At 71.8% G+C, this 14,662-nt stretch carries 19 protein-coding genes; 10 read left to right on the forward strand and 9 right to left on the reverse strand.

Annotation, left to right across the window (positions count from 1 at the left end; genetic code table 11):
• Positions 1-86: 86 nt before the first annotated feature.
• The 3 genes from HNR40_RS35895 to HNR40_RS35905 form a co-directional block, all read right to left on the reverse strand.
• Entirely contained in the window at positions 87-1,652 is a 1,566-nt protein-coding gene (locus HNR40_RS35895) for a helix-turn-helix domain-containing protein (RefSeq protein ID WP_221341251.1), read from the reverse strand.
• A gap of 35 nt (positions 1,653-1,687) precedes the next feature.
• The gene (locus HNR40_RS35900) at positions 1,688-3,121 is read right to left on the reverse strand and encodes an FAD-binding oxidoreductase (protein ID WP_184969396.1); all 1,434 of its coding nucleotides are present in this window, start codon (positions 3,119-3,121) and stop codon (positions 1,688-1,690) included.
• 146 nt (positions 3,122-3,267) lie between these two features.
• Positions 3,268-3,486: an MmyB family transcriptional regulator gene (locus HNR40_RS35905; RefSeq protein ID WP_184969398.1), complete on the reverse strand. Its 219-nt coding sequence runs from the start codon at positions 3,484-3,486 to the stop codon at positions 3,268-3,270.
• Here HNR40_RS35905 and HNR40_RS56685 point away from each other — a divergent pair.
• Entirely contained in the window at positions 3,424-3,630 is a 207-nt protein-coding gene (locus HNR40_RS56685; protein ID WP_376773556.1) for an Atu4866 domain-containing protein, read from the forward strand. The genes HNR40_RS35905 and HNR40_RS56685 overlap by 63 nt on opposite strands.
• An 8-nt stretch (positions 3,631-3,638) precedes the next feature.
• Here the strand turns inward: HNR40_RS56685 and HNR40_RS35915 are convergent, their stop codons facing one another.
• Positions 3,639-4,412, reverse strand: a complete 774-nt coding sequence (locus HNR40_RS35915) for a TetR/AcrR family transcriptional regulator (RefSeq protein ID WP_184969400.1) — start codon at positions 4,410-4,412, stop codon at positions 3,639-3,641.
• A 101-nt stretch (positions 4,413-4,513) separates the two neighbouring features.
• Here HNR40_RS35915 and HNR40_RS35920 point away from each other — a divergent pair, with 101 nt between their 5' ends.
• The 6 genes from HNR40_RS35920 (at position 4,514) to HNR40_RS35945 (ending at position 8,922) form a co-directional block, all read left to right on the forward strand.
• The gene (locus HNR40_RS35920) at positions 4,514-5,161 is read left to right on the forward strand and encodes a sulfotransferase family protein (protein WP_184969401.1); all 648 of its coding nucleotides are present in this window, start codon (positions 4,514-4,516) and stop codon (positions 5,159-5,161) included.
• A complete protein-coding gene (locus HNR40_RS35925; RefSeq protein WP_184969403.1) occupies positions 5,158-5,535 on the forward strand; it encodes a hypothetical protein in 378 nt (125 codons plus the stop codon). The genes HNR40_RS35920 and HNR40_RS35925 overlap by 4 nt, the downstream gene beginning before the upstream one ends.
• Positions 5,532-6,779 (forward strand): FAD-dependent oxidoreductase, encoded by a 1,248-nt coding sequence (locus tag HNR40_RS35930; RefSeq protein WP_184969405.1) that lies wholly within the window; start codon positions 5,532-5,534, stop codon positions 6,777-6,779. The genes HNR40_RS35925 and HNR40_RS35930 overlap by 4 nt, the downstream gene beginning before the upstream one ends.
• A gap of 177 nt (positions 6,780-6,956) precedes the next feature.
• Positions 6,957-7,640, forward strand: a complete 684-nt coding sequence (locus HNR40_RS35935; protein WP_184969407.1) for a protein kinase family protein — start codon at positions 6,957-6,959, stop codon at positions 7,638-7,640.
• 11 nt (positions 7,641-7,651) lie between these two features.
• The gene (locus tag HNR40_RS35940) at positions 7,652-8,050 is read left to right on the forward strand and encodes a hypothetical protein (RefSeq protein WP_184969409.1); all 399 of its coding nucleotides are present in this window, start codon (positions 7,652-7,654) and stop codon (positions 8,048-8,050) included.
• Positions 8,032-8,922 (forward strand): hypothetical protein, encoded by an 891-nt coding sequence (locus tag HNR40_RS35945; RefSeq protein ID WP_312896646.1) that lies wholly within the window; start codon positions 8,032-8,034, stop codon positions 8,920-8,922. Before HNR40_RS35940 ends, HNR40_RS35945 begins: the two co-directional genes overlap by 19 nt.
• Here HNR40_RS35945 and HNR40_RS35950 read toward each other — a convergent pair whose 3' ends face one another.
• A complete protein-coding gene (locus HNR40_RS35950; protein ID WP_184969411.1) occupies positions 8,923-9,858 on the reverse strand; it encodes an NADP-dependent oxidoreductase in 936 nt (311 codons plus the stop codon).
• Between the two features lie 115 nt (positions 9,859-9,973).
• Here HNR40_RS35950 and HNR40_RS35955 point away from each other — a divergent pair, with 115 nt between their 5' ends.
• Positions 9,974-10,930, forward strand: coding sequence for a GlxA family transcriptional regulator (locus HNR40_RS35955; protein WP_184969413.1), 957 nt, complete (start codon positions 9,974-9,976; stop codon positions 10,928-10,930).
• Between the two features lie 31 nt (positions 10,931-10,961).
• Here the strand turns inward: HNR40_RS35955 and HNR40_RS35960 are convergent, their stop codons facing one another.
• The 4 genes from HNR40_RS35960 to HNR40_RS35975 form a co-directional block, all read right to left on the reverse strand.
• Complete coding sequence (locus HNR40_RS35960) at positions 10,962-11,321, reverse strand: MerR family transcriptional regulator (protein WP_221341252.1); 360 nt, start codon at positions 11,319-11,321, stop codon at positions 10,962-10,964.
• 34 nt (positions 11,322-11,355) lie between these two features.
• Entirely contained in the window at positions 11,356-11,526 is a 171-nt protein-coding gene (locus HNR40_RS35965; RefSeq protein WP_184969418.1) for a PEP-utilizing enzyme, read from the reverse strand.
• The gene (locus HNR40_RS35970) at positions 11,487-11,951 is read right to left on the reverse strand and encodes a hypothetical protein (protein ID WP_184969420.1); all 465 of its coding nucleotides are present in this window, start codon (positions 11,949-11,951) and stop codon (positions 11,487-11,489) included. Before HNR40_RS35970 ends, HNR40_RS35965 begins: the two co-directional genes overlap by 40 nt.
• A 91-nt stretch (positions 11,952-12,042) precedes the next feature.
• Positions 12,043-12,552, reverse strand: coding sequence for a PEP/pyruvate-binding domain-containing protein (locus tag HNR40_RS35975; protein ID WP_184969422.1), 510 nt, complete (start codon positions 12,550-12,552; stop codon positions 12,043-12,045).
• Between the two features lie 113 nt (positions 12,553-12,665).
• Here HNR40_RS35975 and HNR40_RS35980 point away from each other — a divergent pair, with 113 nt between their 5' ends.
• Together HNR40_RS35980 and HNR40_RS35985 are read left to right on the forward strand one after the other, a co-directional pair.
• Positions 12,666-13,412: an NUDIX hydrolase gene (locus tag HNR40_RS35980; RefSeq protein ID WP_184969424.1), complete on the forward strand. Its 747-nt coding sequence runs from the start codon at positions 12,666-12,668 to the stop codon at positions 13,410-13,412.
• On the forward strand, positions 13,409-14,536 hold the full coding sequence (locus HNR40_RS35985) for a 5'-methylthioadenosine/S-adenosylhomocysteine nucleosidase (RefSeq protein ID WP_184969426.1): 1,128 nt from the start codon (positions 13,409-13,411) through the stop codon (positions 14,534-14,536). The genes HNR40_RS35980 and HNR40_RS35985 overlap by 4 nt, the downstream gene beginning before the upstream one ends.
• Positions 14,537-14,662: the final 126 nt, after the last annotated feature.

Genomic DNA, 14,662 nt, shown 5'->3' on the forward strand with positions numbered 1-14,662 from the left:
CCGCGACGCCGTTCGCGCCGACCTCTGCGTCGCGGCGGCGGTGCCACCCCGACCTGGCCGGACGGACGGGTCTCCACAGCTTTGCCCTACCGCTCCAGGCCGGCGCGTAGGTCTCGCCTGCCGGAGATGCCGAGCTTGCCGTACGCGCGCTGCAGGTAGTTGTCCACGGTGCGCGGTGACAGGCCGAGCCGTTTGGCGATCTCGCGGCTGGACAGCGTGAGCGCCATCAGCGCCACCTCCCGCTCGCGTGGGGTGAGCGAGGAATGGAGGAGGCGGGGTGCGAGCAGCGGGGTCCGCGCCCCTTCGCAGCGGGCGGCGAACGCGGCGGCGCGCTCCACGAGAAGTCCGGCCCTGGCCCAGAGCCCGGCCTTGCGATGTGCTTCGGCGGCGGCCGACGCGATCTCGGCGGCCAGCAGGTTGTGGCCCAGGTCCGCGAAGACGGGGAGCGCTTCCTCCATCAGCGACCCGTCGCCCGTGGCCAGGCCCTTGGCGGCGAGGGCCATGGCCGGGACGAGTTCGCCCTCCAGCCGGGTGGCGAGCTCCGACAGGCGCTCGTGCACGGCCGCGGCGGCGCCGAGCCGGGCGGCGTCATACAGGGCGACCGCCGCGTAGGTCGGCTGGCCGCGATCTTCGGCCAGCGATCCCGCGTTCACCGCGCATCGCGCGGCTTTGGACAGGGCGCCGGATGCCGCGTGGTTCCAGGCCCGGCTCAGCTCCAGCCATGGTTCGAACAGCCGGCCGCCGCCCCGCTCGCACCCCTCGGCCAGAGCCAGCCGGCGCCGGGCCGGCTCGGGGGCGCCGAGCAGCGCGGTGGTCGTGGCGAGTTCGGCCATCCAGGGCCGGCGCAGCCGGTAGACGTCCTCGCCTTCCATTAGCACAACGGCCTCGTGCAGCGCCGACCGGGCGGCGGTCACCCTGCCCGCGGCCCTGGCGGCCAGGCCCATGAACGCCGCCCACACCCCGGCCATGGACGGCGCCTGGGCCCGCACCGCCGCGCGGTAGCCGTCCTCCGCCATCCGCCCGGCCGGACGGGGCATGCCGAGGGCGAGCAGCGCGAGGCAGCCGCCGTAGCCGACCTGCGCCGCAGCCCACGGGTACCTGTCGCCCGTGCTCGCGACCAAGGCCCGTCCGTCCTGGTGAATCTGTGCAGCTCGTACGGCCCGGCCGAGCAGCCCGGCGGCCGCCGCTCCCGAGGCAGCGGCCCAGATCCGCGCCTGCGGCTCGGCGCCGGGGGCCGCCAGCACCCGCTCGGCCGCGGCGAGCGCCTCCTCACAGCGGCCGTCGAACAGCAGGATCCACGAGCGGCTCGCCTCAACCAGGTCCCGGCCGTGAGCCATCTCGTCCACGGACCGCTCGGCGTCCTGGGCGAGGCCCCAATGGCTGATCCCGGCGCTGGTCAACGCCCAAGCGGCAGGCGGCACGCCCGGCAGTACCCCGGCCGCCTCAGCGCTGTTGCCACGGAACTCCAGGACTTCGGCAAGCAACCGGTCGGCGGCGCGTCGCTGCGGGCCCGCAGCCTGCGCCACGGCCTCCCTGGCCGGCCGGGTCTTGCCCACGCCCGCGGCTCCGGCGAGGGTCTTCGAGTTGTCATGGATCGCCTCGAGAGCACGGATCTCGCGCTCACGGCCGACGAACGGCCACATCTGCCCCATGCAGGATGTTCGCCCGGAGTCGCGGGGCGGATGGCTCAGGTCCCCGAAGGGACGATGGCTTGTGGGTGGCGGAAGTGGCCGGTGGGGTCGTAGCGGTGCTTGATCTCGGTCAGGCGGGTGTAGTTGTCGCCGTAGTAGGCGTGTTGCCAGCCGTGCAGGTCGGGGTCGGGGAAGTTGACGTAGGCGGCGTCGGTGTGCAGGTGGCGGCGCAGGGTGTGGTGGAGGGCGCGGGTCTGGCCGAGGAGGTGGCGTACCTGGGCGTTGGGGGTGCCGGGTGGCCAGTGGGTGCCGATGTCGATGACGAAGGTGCCCGCGCGGTGCGGGTAGGCGGTCTCGTCGGGGCGGGGCGCGGCGCTGGTGGCGCCCATGGCGAACAGGGTGAGGTAGCCGTTGGCCCGGGCGGGGCCGGGTTTCCATGCGCGGGTCCAGTCGGTGATGTGCTCGACGGTTTCGGCGCCCAGCCACCGGTCGGGGACCAGGGATTTGCTGGCGTAGCAGTCCTTGGCGCCGGGGCGTTCCATGAGGTAGTCCTGGCCGGCCCAGAAGCCGACCTCCTCGATGTGGGTCTTGGCCGGGTGCGGGTGGAGCAGCGGGGCGAGCAGGCGGCGCAGGGTTTCCTGGTCGCCGAGGCGCTGGCCGAGCACCCAGACGGAGGTGGCGCCGGTGCCGGCGTGCTTGAAGCCGACGCGCGCGTCGAACTCGCCGGTGTGGTCGGCGTGCAGGATGTGCTGGAGCTCGTCGACCACGCGCGGCCCGGCGGCCAGAGGGAAGGTCAGGTCGAAGACGGTGACGCGCTGGCGGTTCACCGGCACGGCGTCGAAGACGAAGGCGGTGTTGACGCCGAAGTTGCCGCCCGCGCCGCCTCGGCAGGCCCACAGCAGGTCGGCGTTCTCGTCCTCGGCGGCCCGCACGATGCTGCCGTCGGCCAGGACCAGGCGGGTCTCGACGAGCCGGTCGCAGGTCAGGCCCCATTTGCGGTCGTTGAAGCCGAGTCCGCCGCCGAGCGTGAGGCCGGCCACGCCGACGCCGGGGCAGCGGCCGCCGGGGAAGTACAGGCCGGCGGCGCGGGCGGCGTAGACGTCGGAGTTGGTGGCGCCGCCGCCCAGGTGGAGCCGCCGCCCGCGCGGTTCCACCCGGTTGAGGGCCCGCACGCTGATGACCAGGCCTCCGGTGGCCGAGTAGCCGGCGTAGTTGTGGCCGCCGGAGCGGGCCGCGAACGGCACCCGGTGCTCGGCGCACCAGCGCAGCGCGGCCCGCACGTCGGCTTCGGTGGCGCAGGCCAGCACGCCGGCCGGCCGTACGGCGGCGTAGCGCTGGTTGTCCACCGCTGCCTGGGAGGGGTACTCCGGCGCGCCCGGCCGATACAGGCGAGCGGCCGGGCTCAGCCTCCGTCGCAGGTGCCGCCAGGCGGCGGGCTCCGGTTCCGGCCCCGCCCGCAGCGTCGAGACGGCGACGGATCCCGGTATCAATGCGGCCCCTGCTCGCAGAAGTGCCCGTCGGCTGACCGTCATGCCGCCCCCTGTGCTACCTGGTGATCCGCGAGGGCCCCCGCCCCGCTGCGCCAGAGTAGGCAGCTGTCACTCCCGCCACCGTGGTGACACTCCGTGCGTCCCTCTCACGATCGGACGGCCAGCGTGCTCAGCAGCGCCAGGGCCTCGGCGGAACGGGATCCCAGGGCGGCGGGTTGGGCGATCAGCTGCTGGCCGGGGCTGCTGACGATCGGGAACACCTCGGTTCGCAGGTGCAACTCGCCGACGTCGGGCTGGAAGAAGTGGCTGCCGTACGGGGTCGCGCCGCGTGGTTCTGGCCCGGCCCAGAGCCTGCGGAAATCCATGCTGGCGATGGACAGCTCGCCGGCCGTTACACCGTGACGGGCACCCACATCGACTACCACGACGACCTGGGCTTCACCGCCACCGGCGACGTTCGCGACGGCGTGCTCTACCACGAGCACCTGGTGCTCTACCGCGAGAACTGAGGGGCTGGTCAGGGGGCGGTGGCGCGGATGAAGGCCTCGGCGAAGGTACGGGCGGACTCCTCCACCGGAGGCAGGACGTCGCCCAGGGCGTCCTGCAGGACCGGGCGCAGCAGCATGTGGCCGGCCATCGGGCCGATCATGAGCTGGATGAGCAGGGGCAGCGGGAGCGGGCGCAGACGGCCGGCCTGGACCTGGGCCATCAGCAGGGCGCTCAGGCTGGCGAACATCCTGGGCAGGTTGGCCTTCAGCATGCCGGCGGCGGTGCCGTTGGGGCGGGTGAGCAGGTCGCCGAAGATGGCGGGCAGCACCCGGGGCTCGCGGGCGAACGCTTCGGCGAGTGCCGCGTAGACGGCGTGGACGGTGTCTTCGAGGCGTTCCGGCGGGTTGGCCGCCAGCGCCTCCAGGTCCGGCACGGGGACGTAGCGGTCGAACATGATGGCGAGCAGGCCGTCGCGGTTGCCGAAGACGGCGTGCAGGCTGGTCGGGGAGCACTGGGCGGCGGTGGCGACGGCCTCCATCGTGATCGTGGCCAGGCCGTCGCGGGCGATCAGCGTGGCCGCCGCCTCGATCGCGCGGTCCCTGACCGGGGGGCGGCCGCCGGGGTCCACGCCGGCCTGCCGTACCGCGTCGTCGAGTTTGGCCCGTGATCCGCCGAGCCGTCTGAGCAGGGTGCTGCGCGAGATGCCCGCCGCCGCCGCGATGGCGCCCAGGGGCACCTCGGCCACGTCTTTGCCGAGCTGTTCGGCGGCGGCCAGGGCGGCCTCCACCAAGGACTTGTCCATGACTTCGGATGGTATCGCTTCCATGGTGAACCTCATCTGTGTATCGTCTCCGATAGAGGTTCATCGAGTGATGAATTCATCTCCGGCGGACAGGCGGGAACATGATCCAGGTCATCGGCGCGGGACTGCCGCGCACCGGCACGACGTCGCTCAAGGCGGCGCTGGAACGGCTCGGCTTCGGGCCCTGCCACCACATGCAGGAGCTGCGCGCCCACCCCGAACAAGCGGCGCTCTGGGCGCGGGCCGCCGACGGCGAGGCGGACTGGCGCGGGTTACTGGAGGGCTACCGGGCCGCGGTGGACTGGCCGGGCGCGCACTTCTGGCGGCCACTCGCCCGGGCCCATCCCGACGCCAAGGTCATCCTCTCCGTACGCGACCCGCACACCTGGTACGCCAGCATGCGCGACACCGTCTTCGCGCTGCTGTCCAATCCCGGCGCCGCGCCCGAGGAGTTCAAGGCCGTGGTCATCGGCATGCGGCCGGTGCTGAACCGGATCTGGCACGACACGTTCGCCACCACGCTGGACGAGCCGATGCCCGCCGAACGGCACGCCGTCGACGTCTTCAACCGGCACACCGCCGAGGTCACCGCGGCTCTGCCCGCCGAGCGTGTCCTGGTCTACGAAAGCGGCCAAGGGTGGGAGCCGCTGTGCGCCTTCCTCGGCGTCGCCGTACCGGATGAGCCCTATCCGCGCCTCAACGACCGGCAGTCCGCCCAGACCAGGCTGCGCGGGACGGCGCGGGGATGAAGCTCCGCATTCTGCTCATCGCGCACGGCCTGGTCACGCTGGCGGCGGGCATCGTGCTCGTCGTCGCGCCGGGCCTGGTGCCGAGCGCCGTCGGCATCACCCTGCCCGCCGACGCCTACCTGGTGTGCTACCTGCTCGGGGCCGCAGAACTGGCCGTGTCGTTCCTGTCGTTCGCGGCCAGAAACCTCCAGCACGCCGAGGGTACGCGCCTCGTGGCCCAGACCATGATCGTGTTCCACGGCTGCACCGCCGCCGTCGAGGTCTACGCCTTCACCGGCGGCGTACACGCCGGGATCTGGGCCAACGTCGCCCTGCGCCTGGCCGTCATCACCCTGTTCGCCCGCTACGGCCTGCGCCGGAAGGAATCATCATGACCACGGAGAACACCGGCGTCCTGGTGTGCGGCGGCGGACCCGCCGGAATGATGCTGGGCCTGCTCCTGGCCAGAGCGGGCGTCGAGGTCACCGTGCTGGAGAAGCACGGCGACTTCCTGCGCGACTTCCGGGGCGACACCGTGCATCCGGCGACCGTACGCCTCATGGACGAGCTCGGGCTCGGCGACGGCTTCCGCGCTCTGCCCCAGAGCCGCCTGGGCAACCTGTCCCTTCCGGCTCCCGACGGCAGCCTCGTCACGCTGGGCGACTTCGAGGCGCTGCCGCCGCCGTACAACTACATCGCGATGGTGCCGCAGTGGGACCTGCTGTCCTTCATCGCCAAGGCGGCCGAGCAGGAGCCGGGATTCTCGCTGCGCATGAACACCGAGGCGACCGCGCTGCTCAGGGAAGCCGACAAGGTCACCGGGGTGCGGTATCGCACGGCGGACGGGCGTACTGGGGAGATCCGGGCAGCGCTGACCGTGGGCTGCGACGGCAGGCACTCCACGCTGCGCCGCGAGGCGCGGCTGGTGCCCAAGGAGTTCCGGGTGCCGTTCGACGTGTGGTGGTTCCGGCTGCCCCGCTCCGAGCACGACCGCGAGGCGCCGGCCGCCGTGACGCCCGTCGCGCGCGGTCGCGAGGCGATGATCTCGCTGGCCCGCGACCACTTCTACCAGGTGGCCTACTTCACCACCAAGGGCGCCGACGCCCAGCTGCGCGCCGAGGGGATCGAACGTTTCCGCGCCCGGATCGCCGGCATGCGTCCCGACTTCGCGGACAAGGTCGGGCATCTGGCGAGCATGGACGAGGTCTTCATGCTCGACGTGAAACTCAACCGGCTCAAGCGCTGGCACCGCGACGGGCTCCTGCTCATCGGCGACGCCGCGCACGCCATGTCACCGGCCGGCGGCGTGGGCATCAACCTGGCCATCCAGGATGCCGTCGCCGCCGCCACCATCCTCGCCGGCCCCTTGCGCCGGGGTTCGGTCACCCCCGCCGACCTGGCCGCCGTACGCCGGCGACGCTACCGGCCCACGGCGATCGTCCAGACCGGGCAGCGGATCCTGCAGCGGGTGATGTTCGAGAAGCAGTTCGCCGGCAAACGTTCCGGGCCGCCGCCCGTCCTGCTCACCCTCACCCGCCGCTTTCCCCGGCTCCGGATGATCCCTGCCCGCTTCGTCGGCTTCGGTCCTCGCCCTGAGCATGCTCCCGCCTTCGCCCGCCGTACCCCCGGAGACGCCTGACCCGGCCTCCCGGACTTCCGGCTTCTCCGGCGGTGCGTCAGGCGGGGTTCTACGCTCGTGAGGCGAAGGCGATGGGCGCGGTGGGGAGGGGGCGCTTCGTGTCGAGTGCCGCGTTTCGGTTTCCCGCACTGCGGCCGGCCGATCCGGACAGTCTCGGCGGCTTCCGGCTTCCGGCTAATGGCGCGGCTCGGCGAGGGCGGGATGGGCCAGGTGTTCCTCGCCCTCTCCCCCGGCGGGCAGCCCGCGGCCGTGAAGGTGATCCGCCAGGAGTTCGCCAGGGACGCGGAGTTCGGGCGGCGGTTCGCAAGCGAGGTGGGCGCCGTGCGGAGGGTACGCGGGGCGCACCTCGCGCCGTTGCCGGACGCCGACCCCCAAGCTGAGCGGCCGTGGCTGGCCACGACCTACGTGGCCGGGCCTACCCTGCGTGACCTGGTGGCCGAGCAGGCCGCGGGCCGCGCCGTCGGTCCGGCCTCCGACGTCTTCGCCCTCGGCTCCACCCTGTACTTCCTCGCCACCGGCCGGGAGGCGTTCGCCGCGGAGAACGAGTGGGCCGTCGCCCACCGGGTCGTCGCGGACGACCCGGACGTGTCGGCCCTCCCCCCACCCCTGCGCCGGCTGATCACCGCCTGCCTGCACAAGGACCCCGACCGGCGCCCGGCGCCGGCACAGGTGCTGACGTGCTGTGAGGATGAGCTGGGTGTCGCGCTCGGTCCGGGCGCGTGGATGGGATCACCGGTGCCCGCGCGGCGATCCAGGCGCGCACCAGCGCACTGCGCGCCCTCTCCCCCGATCAGCTCGATTCCCCGCGTTCCGGCGAGACGCTGCGTGCGTCGCCCACCGTGGTGCCAGTGGGCGGCGTGATCGCCACCCATGTGACAAAGATCCTTCTGGCAGCGGGAACGCTCGCCTGGGCGACCTCCCTGCCGATCCTGTCGGAGACCTGGAAGGAGAAGTCCTCCGGCGCTCAGGTGGCGCGGGTGACCGAGTCCTTCAACCTGGACGACCCGTCGGAACCGGTTGCCAGCGGCATCCCCGGAGTGACCACGGACTGGCAGGTGGTGCCGGTCGGGGTCTTCGGCACCGCCGTCGGGCTCGTCCTGGCGCTCCTGTTCCTGCTGAGGTTCGCCGGGGACCCCGACCTTCGGACGTGGGGCCGGGCGGCCGGCGGCCTGGCAGCGCACGCACGGACACCTCGCGAAGCGGACACCCGACCTCCAGTCCACTTCCGAGGAGCCGACATAGGATCATTGCTGTGTCCGGGCGTCAGTTAAGAGTGGTTGTCGACCCGACCGTTCCCGACCAGGCGGCGGATCTGTTACGGCTTCATCGCAGGCTTCTCGTGCGCGTACGCGGCGGCTGGGCTCCGCCGCGCAGGCGACGCAGGGCGGGCCGCACTTACACGATCTTCCAGGTCGTGATGTGGTCATCGGTGAGTGTGGCCGCGCTGGCCCTCTTCCGGGCCTATTCCTATGGCGCGTTCGCTTTCCTCTTCGTCGGCGTCATGCTCTTGATGCTGATTTGTCTGCTCATGCCGGAGAGAGACCCCGAGGCCGAAAAGCAGCTCGACGTCTACGAGTGCGCGCGGAAGTATCAGGGCCGGTTCGTGCTGCGGGAGGATCTCGACGAAGCGGCCAGGGCGTTGATGTCGCGGGCGCACTGCGCGATCGACACTGTCACCGAGTCGCGGGTGAATGCCGAGGGGCTGTTGGACGGGGCGCGTAACGCGGTCATGTTGCCCGCGCAGGAGTGGGAGATCGCCCGGCTGCTGTCAAAACTGTCGGGGTTGCGTTCGGAACATCGCGAGGTGATGTCGGAGGGTGTCACGCCGGAGGTGCTGGCGGTCTCCGAGCCGCTGTCCCGAGTGCTGGAGAGCAGCGAGCGGGCGGTGATCGACCGGGTCGAGGCGCTGGAACGTTACGCGGGGCACGTGCGCGACGCCGAGCGCGCCTACCGCGCCCGCAGCCAGATCGAACAGTTCACCGCCAAGCTGCCCCGCTACGAGGAACTGCTGGCCGAGTCGGGCGCCGACGGGCAGGCGGTGCCCGAGCTGACCGAGCTCGCCGACGACGCCGGCCGACTGGAGCAGGCCCTGCGCGACAGTGTCAGCTCGGCGCACGAGGCGTTCCGGCACCTGGAAAGCTGACTATTCGGCCACCGTGAGGACGAGCTTGCCGGTGGTGCGGCCGGTTTCGCCGCGCCGGTGTGCTTCTGCCGCCTGCTCCAAGGGCAGCACGCCGTCGATCTCGACCCGGAGGCTGCCCTCGGCGGCCAGTTCGGCGATCGCCGCCATGCCGGCGTGGTCGGCTTCGACGGTCAGGTTTTCCAGCCGGATGTCACGGGCCTTGGCCGCGGGCTCCATGTTCTCCGAGTGCGAGAAGAGGATGGAGATGAGAATGCCGCCCGAGCGCAGGGTGCGCAGCGAGCGCGGGCCGTAGTCGCCGCCGACGGCGTTGAGCACGACGTCGACGTCCGACACCACCTCCGCGAAGTCGGTCCGGGTGTAGTCGACGACCTCGTCGGCGCCCAGGCCGCGGACGAAGTCGTGCTTGCGGGCGCTGGCGGTGCCGATCACGTACGCGCCGCGGGCCTTGGCGATCTGCACGGCGAGGTGGCCCACTCCGCCGGCCGCGGCGTGGATGAGGACTCGCTGGCCGGGCCGTACATCCGCGGTGTCCACCAGGGCCTGCCAGGCGGTGAGCCCGGCGACCGGCAGCGCCGCGGCCCGCACGTGGTCGATGCCCTCCGGCTTGCGGGCGAAGTTGCGGGACGGGGCGGCCACGTACTCGGCGTAGGCGCCGGCGCCGCGCGGGTAGTCGAGCATGCCGAAGACCTCGTCGCCCGGCTTGTACAGCGTCACGCCCGCTCCGACGGCCTCGACGACGCCGGACACGTCCCAGCCCACGACGAACGGCGGCGCGCCCAGGTAGAGCCCGGTCGTGCGGTGCATCCAGTCGGTCGGGTTGACGCCGGCGGCGTGGACCCGGACCAGGACGTCGGAGGGCCCCGGCGCCGGCCGGTCGAGCTCGACGAGGGTGAGGACCTCCGGGCCGCCGAGGACCTCTTGGCTGATCGCGCGCATCGGCGACATTCCCTTCTTGCGGGTACGAGCCGTCGGGCGACGGCCTTGACCAGCGTGCCGGAGTGAACCGGTGGCCAAAAGTGACCTCTTGGCCATCATGCGCAAGGATCTGGTCATGCACCGCGTTGTCGTTCTCGCCGTTGACCGGGTCTATCCGTTCGAGCTGGGGATCCCGGGGCGGATCCTGGGCGCCGCCCGGGGGCCCGCTGACGAGCGGCTCTACGAGGTGATCACCTGCTCTCCCGACGGCCGCCCCGTCACCACCTCCGCCGACTTCGCCGTCATGGTCGAACACGGCGCCGAAGCGCTCGAGACCGCCGACACCCTGGTCATCCCGCCGTTCGTGTGGGATCCGGTGGACGAGGGCGTGCGCGAGCTGCCGGTCGGCGTCTTCGCCCTGCTGCGGCCGGGCACCCGCGTCATCTCGATCTGCACCGCCGCCGTCCTCCTCGCCGCGGCCGGACTGCTCGACGGCCGCCCCGCGACCACGCACTGGTTCGAGGCCGAGCGTTGCCAGCGGCTGTTCCCCAACGTGAAGTGGGACGCCGACGTGCTCTTCGTGGACGACGGCGACGTGCTCACCTCCGCCGGAGTGGCCGCCGGCGTCGATCTGTGCATGCACATCCTCCGGCGCGACCATGGCAGCGCGGTCGCGAACCGGGCGGCTCGCTACTGCGTCACGCCGCCCTGGCGCGACGGCGGGCAGGCGCAGTACATCGAACGTCCGGTGCCGGGCCCGTCCACCACCGCGACCGCCGCCACGCGGGCGTGGGCGCTGGAGCGGCTGGACCGTCCGCTGCCGCTGAGCGAGCTCGCCGGGCACGCCCGGATGAGCGTGCGGACCCTCAGCCGCCGCTTCCAGCAGGAGGTCGGGATGAGCCCGGGCGACTGGCTCACCCGGCAGCGCATAGAACTCGCCCGCCACCTCCTGGAGGCCAGCGATCTGTCCATCGACCAGATCGCCCGCCGCGCCGGGTTCGGCACGGCGGCCTCGCTACGCCAGCACATGCACGCCACCCTCGGCGTGTCGCCTCTGGCCTACCGGCGGACCTTCCGCACCTCCGATGGGTGAGCTACGTCGGCTCGGGCACCTGGATACCGGCTCAGAACCGGGGACAGTCCTCCAGTGACGGGCCATGGTCGCACTGCTTCAGGTGGCCGAGATACCGCCTGGCGGCGGCCGGCCGGTCCTGTTGCGCGTCGATGTCGGCCATCCGGGAGTCCACGACGTCGCGCCAGTTCTCGGTCCGCGACAGCAGCGCCGCGATCTCGTCGATCCCCATCAGCCCGCTCCGCCGCCACGGCTGGATCAACGCCACCCGGTAGACCTGCGCGGTGTCGTAGAAGCGCTGTCTCGCCCGCCGGTGCGGGACCACGAGCCCGCGCCGCTCCCAGTAGTGCAGCGTCGAGATCGGCAGGCCGAAGTGGTCGGCCACCGTCCGGATCGATGTCAGCCCATCCACGACCCCCATCTTCAGGGACGGGCTGGCGCCTTGTTCATCGGCCCTGCGCGCCCAGCGAGATCGTTCCCCGGGAGCCGTCCACGGTGATGAGCCGGCCGTCCTGGATCCGGGTGGTCGCGCCGTGGGAGATCATTCCACCCGTTTCGGTGACAAGGGCGGCGGCGTTCAGGAAGAGCGGGGTCCAGCCGGGGTCGTCGAAGGGCACACGAGGACCTCGCCCGGTTCGATCCGGGCGGTGTCGGGATCGTGCACGATCCTGGCCGGTCCCGACGCGTCGGCATAGCTGATCAGCGTGCTGAAGACGGGTGTGGGGTCGTCGGCCCAGCGGGGCAGCCCGAGGTCCATTTCGGCGGCCACGCGGCAGCCGTACCGTGCGAGAAGGGCGCGCGTCCCCGTCTGCAGGGCTTCGGGCAGCCCTTCACCCTGGTACGCCTTCGCCAGCCGACCGGCGTCGCGTCCGGAGATGAGGGCACGTGACTCCGGGTCGGCCTTGGCCGTCATCGCCAGCCGCCACAGACTCAGGTCCATCTCCGTCGTGGGGTTGGCCGGCAGGCCACGGAAGCAGGCGTTGATCTCGTCGAGCAGGCGGGCGGCCAGCCGTTGGGCCAGGCCGCCGGCGGTGTTCGCCAAGCGGGGAGGTCCGCCTCGATGTGGCAGACCGTCCGGTAGTTCGCCTCGATCCAGCGCAGCCGCTCGGCGGGCGCCGCGTGTCCGGGGCCGGTCAGCGTCCGCACGTGCCGTTCCGCCCGGCGCCGGGCGCGGACGCGAGCCCACCGGGGGAACAGCCAGGCGATCGGCGCCCAGCGCCTCTTCGGCGCGGACGGCGCGGTCCCCGCTTCCGCCGGAGGGAAGCGGGTCCTTGGACGTGCAGGAACGTGTCGTACTGCCCGGCGAAGCTCGCCTCGGCCAGATCCTCGCTCGGCGAGGACGAGCGCACCGCGACGCTGACGTCCTCCCCCATCTCCCGGTACGCGCGCACGACGGCCCGGGTCAGCTCCTCGGGCAATTCCGTCGCCAGGATCGCCTCGCGAGTCTCCTCGGCCGAGGAGCCGCCGGGCGGTTCGGCGCAGGCTGAGTCGTAGGCGGTGGTGGTAATGACCAAGCCGTCGGGGACATCGAAGCCCCGGCCGAGCATGGCGGCCAGGTTCACCGCCTTGTTCCCGGCGTGTTCGGCGTCCCGCGCCGTCAGCTCGCGCAGCGTCACCACGGTGCGCGCATCGGTGACAGCCAACTGGTCACCACTCCTTCGCTGGTCGACAGGCAGGCATCACGATGTCTCCTCAACCCGGGTTGAGCGCAAGTTTGGGCCTTCCTGTCGATCTGACAAAAAGCTACGTTGCCTCCATGGAAGATGATGAGTGGGAGCCGCCGAAGATCTTGCTGGCCGTCGATCTGGTGATCCTTACCCTCCGTGAGACGCGCCTCCAGGTCTTGCTCGTCAAACGCGGCATCGAGCCCTACCTCGGCGCGTACGCCCTGCCGGGCGGGTTCCTCTTCGACGAGCACGAAGACATCGAGGCGGCGGCCCGCCGCGAACTGTCAGAGGAAGCCGGGCTGGCCGACGTGCACCTTGAGGAGCTGGGCGTTTACGGCGAGCCGGGTCGTGACCCGCGTGGCCGCGTGGTGTCCGTCGCCTACCTGGCGATCGCGCCGTCCCTGCCGGAGCCGATCGCCGGCACGGACGCCGCGGACGCGTGCTGGATGTCGGTGGAGGACCTGTTGTCCGGCCGGGTCGGGCTGGCGTTCGACCATCACCGGATCATCGGTGACGGGATCGAGCGGGCCCGCGTCAAGCTGGAGCACACGGCGCTCGCCACCGCGTTCTGCGGCGAGACCTTCACCATCTCCGACCTCCAGCAGGTGTACGAGGCGGTGTGGGGGGTCCGGCTCGACCCGCGGAACTTCTACCGCAAGGTCAAGGGCGCGCGCGGCTTCATCATCCCGGTCGGCTCGCTGCAGCGGCCGGAGAACGGCCGGCCGGCCAGGCTGTTCAAGGCCGGCCCCGTGCGGGTGCTGCATCCACCCATGGCCCGTTCGACCTCGGTCCCGCCGGAGGCTCAGGTCACGCGGGAAGGAGGGGTGCGGTCATGAAGGCTGTGTTCCTCACCGCGCTGGATCTGGAGTACCAAGCCGTCCGCTCGCACCTGGCCGGCATCCGGACGCACCGCCATCGGGCCGGCACCCGCTTCGAGGTCGGCCGGCTGGCGAACGGTGGCTGCGACGTGGCCTTGGGGCTGGTGGGCAAGGGCAACCAGCCCGCGGCGGTGCTCACGGAGCGGGCGATCACCGAGTTCGCCCCGTTCGCGCTGCTGTTCGTGGGGGTGGCGGGGGCGCTGCAGGCCGGCGTGGACCTGGGCGACGTGGTCGTGGCCACTCACGTGTACGCCTACCACGGCGGCACCAGCGAGGACGACGGCTTCAAGGCCCGGCCGCGCGTCTGGGAAGCGTCACACGAGACGGATCAGATCGCCCGCCACCTGTATCGGAGCGGGCAGTGGACCCGGTGCCTGCCCGAGATGACGACGGTGCCCCGGGTACGTTTCGGGCCGATCGCGGCGGGCGAGGTCGTACAGGACTCCGCGATCTCCGCGCACGCCCGGTGGGTGCGGCAGACCTACAACGACGCCCTCGCCATCGAGATGGAATCAGCCGGCGTGGCGCAGGCCGCCCACCTGAACCGGTCCATGCCCATGACCGTCGTCCGCGGCATCAGCGACCGGGCCGACGGCACCAAGGTGAGCAGCGACGGAGCCGGGTGGCAGTCGAAGGCGGCGGCGCACGCGGCGGCCTTCGCCGTGGCCCTGGCTCAGGACCTGGCTCGGGAGATGGGGTCCGGACCGTCGGCGGACCGGTCGGCCAAGCGGGCGGGAGCCGTGCGGAACATCGCCCGGGATCGTGCCCACGTGGGCGTACAGGTCGGACATCTCTACGGGAACGTCTCCATCGGGCAGCCGCCCGTGACCGTGATCGACCCGGCGGCACGACTGGCGGAGCTCCGGAACCGGCTCAGACAGGCCGCGAACGCCCAGGAGGTGGACGAGGTCACCTTCTCCGCGGCTGAGCAGGAGCTCGCGCTCGCGGCGGAGACCCTGCCGAAGAGCGCCGAGGACGACAGAAGCACGGCGGTGATCGCACTCAAGAGGGCTTACGGCCTGCTGTCGGACCAGACCGACCTCGCGTCGCAGGTGTCCGCCATCCTCGCCGCCCTGCGCTGAGCGCTCTATCGACGCAAAAGAACAGGCCGTTCCTACAGTCATGCCTTATTTCAGGACAATGCGCAAGATAAGTGACCTTATCGGTTGTTGTCCATGGATTTATAACAAGTTGGAAATATGCGCAAC

Source organism: Nonomuraea endophytica, assembly GCF_014203235.1.
Lineage (GTDB): Bacteria > Actinomycetota > Actinomycetes > Streptosporangiales > Streptosporangiaceae > Nonomuraea > Nonomuraea endophytica.

Excerpts from the sequence above, each read along its gene's own strand:
- HNR40_RS35895 (WP_221341251.1), bottom strand. The coding sequence starts at position 1,652 with ATGGGGCAGATGTGGCCGTTCGTCGGCCGTGAGCGCGAGATCCGTGCT.
- HNR40_RS35905 (WP_184969398.1), bottom strand. The coding sequence starts at position 3,486 with ATGGATTTCCGCAGGCTCTGGGCCGGGCCAGAACCACGCGGCGCGACC.
- HNR40_RS35915 (WP_184969400.1), bottom strand. The coding sequence starts at position 4,412 with ATGGACAAGTCCTTGGTGGAGGCCGCCCTGGCCGCCGCCGAACAGCTC.
- HNR40_RS35920 (WP_184969401.1), top strand. The coding sequence starts at position 4,514 with ATGATCCAGGTCATCGGCGCGGGACTGCCGCGCACCGGCACGACGTCG.
- HNR40_RS35925 (WP_184969403.1), top strand. The coding sequence starts at position 5,158 with ATGAAGCTCCGCATTCTGCTCATCGCGCACGGCCTGGTCACGCTGGCG.
- HNR40_RS35930 (WP_184969405.1), top strand. The coding sequence starts at position 5,532 with ATGACCACGGAGAACACCGGCGTCCTGGTGTGCGGCGGCGGACCCGCC.
- HNR40_RS35935 (WP_184969407.1), top strand. The coding sequence starts at position 6,957 with ATGGCGCGGCTCGGCGAGGGCGGGATGGGCCAGGTGTTCCTCGCCCTC.
- HNR40_RS35950 (WP_184969411.1), bottom strand. The coding sequence starts at position 9,858 with ATGCGCGCGATCAGCCAAGAGGTCCTCGGCGGCCCGGAGGTCCTCACC.
- HNR40_RS35955 (WP_184969413.1), top strand. The coding sequence starts at position 9,974 with ATGCACCGCGTTGTCGTTCTCGCCGTTGACCGGGTCTATCCGTTCGAG.
- HNR40_RS35980 (WP_184969424.1), top strand. The coding sequence starts at position 12,666 with ATGGAAGATGATGAGTGGGAGCCGCCGAAGATCTTGCTGGCCGTCGAT.
- HNR40_RS35985 (WP_184969426.1), top strand. The coding sequence starts at position 13,409 with ATGAAGGCTGTGTTCCTCACCGCGCTGGATCTGGAGTACCAAGCCGTC.